The organism is Nitratidesulfovibrio oxamicus (genome assembly GCF_015731765.1).
Taxonomy (GTDB): domain Bacteria; phylum Desulfobacterota; class Desulfovibrionia; order Desulfovibrionales; family Desulfovibrionaceae; genus Cupidesulfovibrio; species Cupidesulfovibrio oxamicus.
Genome location: NZ_VRYY01000227.1, coordinates 1 through 3,996, shown reverse-complemented (window position 1 = coordinate 3,996; position 3,996 = coordinate 1). Strand labels below are relative to the sequence as shown.

Sequence of the window (3,996 nt, the reverse complement as noted above, 5' to 3'; positions counted from 1 at the left end):
CGCCGCGCCTTTGCTGGTCAGCCCTTCAGGGTGGCTGGCCCGCATGGTGCGGGCGCGCTTTCCCGACTTGCCGTGCAGCGTGGTGCCCAACGGCGTGGAACCGGCTGGCGGTCCCCCGCAGGCAGAGGCCCGTGCCGCGCTGGGCATTGCGCCCGATGCGCGGGTGGCCATTTTCGTGGCGCACGGGGGCAGGCAGGCCATGCTCAAGGGCGGGCACCGCTGGATGGCCCTGTGGAACGAGGTGAAGCGTGCCGTGCCCGCCGCCGTGGGGCTCATGGTTGGCGGCGACGCCGCGGAGCGCGACGGCGATCTGCTGCGTTGGCCCTACGTGGACCGCGCCATGCTGGATACCGTGCTGGCCGCGTCGGACGTGTTCGTGTACCCCACTCTGGCCGACAACCATGCCCTGGTGGTGCTGGAGGCCATGGCTGCAGGCGTGCCGGTGTGCTCCTTCCGCGTGGGCGGGTTGCCCGAACAGGTGGAGGACGGCGTTACCGGTGCCCTGGCCGACGAAGGCGACTGGGGCGGCCTGGCCGCCTCGGTGGCGGGCCTGCTGGAGCGCCCCCGCCTGGCCCGCACCTTGGGCCGGGCCGGACAGGATGCCTGGCGGACACGGTTTACCGTGGACCGGATGGTGGAAGACTACCTGAAGGTTTACGCCCGGCTGTAGCCGGAGGCCTTCCGGTCGGCCGCGCATTCCGTGCCGTCGCCATTCCGTGCTTGCTGCACTTTTTCGGAATGGCCTGCGGCTTCCGGCGTATGGGCTGCACGGTTGGGGCATGCCTCGCTGCCGTGCTCCCGTCTGTCTTCGGCGGCGCAGTCCCGTTCCCGTGCGGCGTTGCGCGCCGCCAGTTCGCGCAACGATTCGATGGCCAGCCGCGCCGTATTCCGGTCCCAAAGCATCCAGATATGGCTCACGGCGGGCGAGGCGCGCAGGGTCCAGCCGGGCGTGGTCACATGCAGCCCTTCCTGCGGCACCACCATGTTGTCGATGGGCGAATACAGGGCCACGCAGGGTACGTCGGACGGGGCCTCGGTGGCCTCCAGTTCGCGGATCAGCGCCCCCCGGAAGGCCAGGCTGCGAGCCAGCCGCCCCGCGCCCAGCCGCGCCAGCGTGCTGCCCTGGTGCGGCGTGCCCAGGGTTACGGCCCCGGCCACCAGTTGCTGGTTGGCCGAGTCGGCCAGCCAGCCCCGGATCAGCAACCCCCCCAGGCTGTGCCCCATGAGCAGGGGGCGTTCGTCAGGGTATGCGGCCAGCAGGTCGCGCACCGTTTCGTCCAGTTCGTCCACCAGCAGCCCGAACTCGGTATGCCAGCTGGAATAGCCGTGGCAGTACACCCGCGTGAAACCGGCCTGCATCAGCCAGCGCCGGTACAGGGTCCACGCCGTGACGTTGTGGTACAGACCGTGGATGAGCAGCACTGGCGGCAGCTTGGGACAAGGAGCGGCAACAGGCGCGCGTCCGGCGCATGGTGAGCCGTCGTGGTTGCCGACCTGTGGCGCGGCCCGACGCGGAAAGGGGCAGGGGCGGCAGCGCCGCCGGAACCACGGGCCGAACGGATAGAGAACCATCGCCAGTGCCACCCCGGCAACGCTGTAGGCCACGCCCCGCGCCACCAGAGCGGCAGGGGGCGTGGGGGCGGCGTCGCGACGGGCGGCGCGGAAGAACAGCAGGTAGCTGTTGATGGCGATGAGCAGGGCGATGATCAGGGAGATGCACAGCGGCACCAGCAGCAGGGACATGCACGGGCCTCGTCGGGAGGAATGCGGCGCGGGGAGGGCATGCGCCCGCCGCCGCGCCGGTTGTCTTGACGCGGCCAGAGTAGACAATTACTGTTCAGTGGACAAGCATGACCGGTCATTGCCCGGCACCGCCCGTCACGCCCCCTTGCCGTGCCACATCGGACAGGCACGGGGCCGGTCGGGCGTTCTGCGTACGGTCATCATGTCCACCGGTACGTCCGGCCTGGTTTTCCGGAACATTTGGCCTGACTGCCGTACTCCTGCGGCGCGAGGCCATACGGCGCGCCACAGGCGATTCATACCGCGTTTCCGCGGCGCTTTCTCCGGCCCCGTCCGCCTGCGCCGCCCACCCCTCCCGACACGCCATCCGTCACGAGGTCTTTTCGCCCCATGCCGATGTGTTTTTCTTCGCATAGCCGCATCGCGGCCCTTTGCGCCGCAGTCCGTACCCGTGCCCATGCCGCGCTTGCACTGCCCGCCTCCTGTGTCCTTGGCCTTGCTCTTGCCTTGGCCCTGGCGCTTCCCCCGGCGGTCCTGGCCTCCGACGACAGCGCAGACAAGGCCAGCGAAAAGGGCAACCTGCCCGAACCGGTGGAGGGCTCCGTCACCATGCTGCTGGGCGCCGTGAACGACCGCGGCGCAGCACCCGGCAAGGGCCTGGACCTTGCCGCGCTGAACACGCTGCTCGATTTTGCCATGCAGCCCGCCGCCGCCACCGAAAAGGCCCTGCCCGCCAAGCGCGACTCCGGTTTCGGCATCTTCTACCGCAACCAGATCAACGCCCCGCTGGAAAAGCTGCTGCGCTACTGCTACGACCCGGCCATTCCGCAAGAGGCGGTGTTTCCCGCATCCATCCGCAGCAGCCGCTGGCAGCCGGGCAGCGACATCATGAAGAACGGCCTGCGCCTGTGGGAGCGCGCCGCCGACCAGGGGCTGGCCGATGCGCCGCTGGTGCTGCACGGCGCCGAGCGCGAGGAAATCACCCCCGATACCTTCAGCGGGTGCTACTACGCCTACACCCTGAACCGCCTGTTGATTCTCACCCGGCACGAGGGGCGGGCGGTGCTGGTTTCCGTCTCGCGCCAGGCCGAACCTTCCACAGTGGGCCGCAAGGGCGCCATCGTGGGCAAGGACACCGACTGGGAATACGTCTACTCCGGCGTGCCCGGCGCCACCACGCGCGGCATCAGCTGGATGGACACCTACATGTACGATTCCGCCACCATCACCGTGTTCTTCGAGGAACAGCCCGGCGCCAAGGCCACCGGCTACGCCCTGTTCAAGTGGGTGAAGGCCGGGTGGGCCAACCTGAACGTGGTGCAGCGCAAGCACATCCGTTCCGGGGCGGAGCGTTTTCTGGCCGGCTTCCGGCAGGTGCTGGAATCGGACCGGCTGCCCCCCGCCGAAACCATTGCCGCGCGCACCGGCGAATTCGACGGCATGAACGAGGACGCCCTGCGCACGGCGCTGGCCGACTACAGCGTGCGACTGGCCGTGGTGGCCAAGGACGATTCCATTCTCTCTCGCGACGACTTCTGGAAGATCATCAAGGACGGTGCCTACGCCTCCCACCTGAGTCGCGAGGAACTGGTCAGCGCATTGCTCAAGCACTACATGAAGGAACGGCTGGGCAAGCCCGCTCTGGGTTCGTAGCCCGGCCCGTTTTCTCCACGCCATCCCCTCCATCTGCGGCAACGGCAACGCGCGGCGCAACGTCGCGCGTTGCCTCGTTTCCGGCGAGCGGCTATAGTGTGCCCAACGTGCGGAGCGGCCATGGCGTCCATCCCGTGCGCACCGTTTTCGTACCGCAACAGCAGGAACCGCATGTCTTCAGCCAGCGATTTTTCCTCCTCCCCCTTGGCGCGCCCCGGGGATTCTGCCAGCCCGGACAATTTCGAGCCTGACGATTTCGAGCCGGACGTGGCCGGGCCTGATATTGCCCATATGCTGGCCTCCATGCCTGGCATCATCCCTGTTGACGATGCCGCCTTTGCCGCCGCCTACGAGGCCACCGGCGACGTGGACCGCGCCCGGCTGAAGACCTGCATCGCCCGCCTGCATGTGCTGTACGGGGCCGCAGGGGGGGCTGGTGCGGGCGACCTGCGCGAGGAACGCACGGCCATGCGCTGGCGGCAGGGCTTCACCAGCCTGGAGCAGGTCTCTCCCTGCGCGTGGGCGCTGGTCTGCGTGGACGCGGTGTGGGCATCGGCCCCGCGTCTGCTGGCAGCCGTGCTGCCTGCGGTGTTCGCCGGG

Annotated in this window: 3 protein-coding genes and 1 pseudogene; 3 read left to right on the top strand and 1 reads right to left on the bottom strand. The window is 68.9% G+C overall.

Features of this window, described 5'->3' with window-relative positions:
* A partial coding sequence (locus FVW20_RS09055; RefSeq protein ID WP_196609157.1) for a glycosyltransferase occupies positions 1–670 on the top strand: 670 nt, incomplete at its 5' end.
* Here FVW20_RS09055 and FVW20_RS09050 read toward each other — a convergent pair.
* Positions 655–1,743 carry an esterase/lipase family protein gene (locus FVW20_RS09050; RefSeq protein ID WP_231038992.1) on the bottom strand — a complete coding sequence of 363 codons (1,089 nt, stop codon included), beginning with the start codon at positions 1,741–1,743 and terminating at the stop codon, positions 655–657. The two genes, FVW20_RS09055 and FVW20_RS09050, sit on opposite strands and share 16 nt — an antisense overlap.
* A 507-nt stretch (positions 1,744–2,250) precedes the next feature.
* On the opposite strand from FVW20_RS09050, the gene FVW20_RS09045 reads away from it, so the two are divergent.
* A complete protein-coding gene (locus tag FVW20_RS09045) occupies positions 2,251–3,396 on the top strand; it encodes a hypothetical protein (protein ID WP_231038991.1) in 1,146 nt (381 codons plus the stop codon).
* A gap of 171 nt (positions 3,397–3,567) precedes the next feature.
* Positions 3,568–3,996 (top strand): annotated as a pseudogene (locus tag FVW20_RS09040) (hypothetical protein); the annotation flags it as partial.

Bases quoted from the DNA above. Each gene is read 5' to 3' on its own strand.
- FVW20_RS09050 (WP_231038992.1), bottom strand. From the start codon at position 1,743: ATGTCCCTGCTGCTGGTGCCGCTGTGCATCTCCCTGATCATCGCCCTG.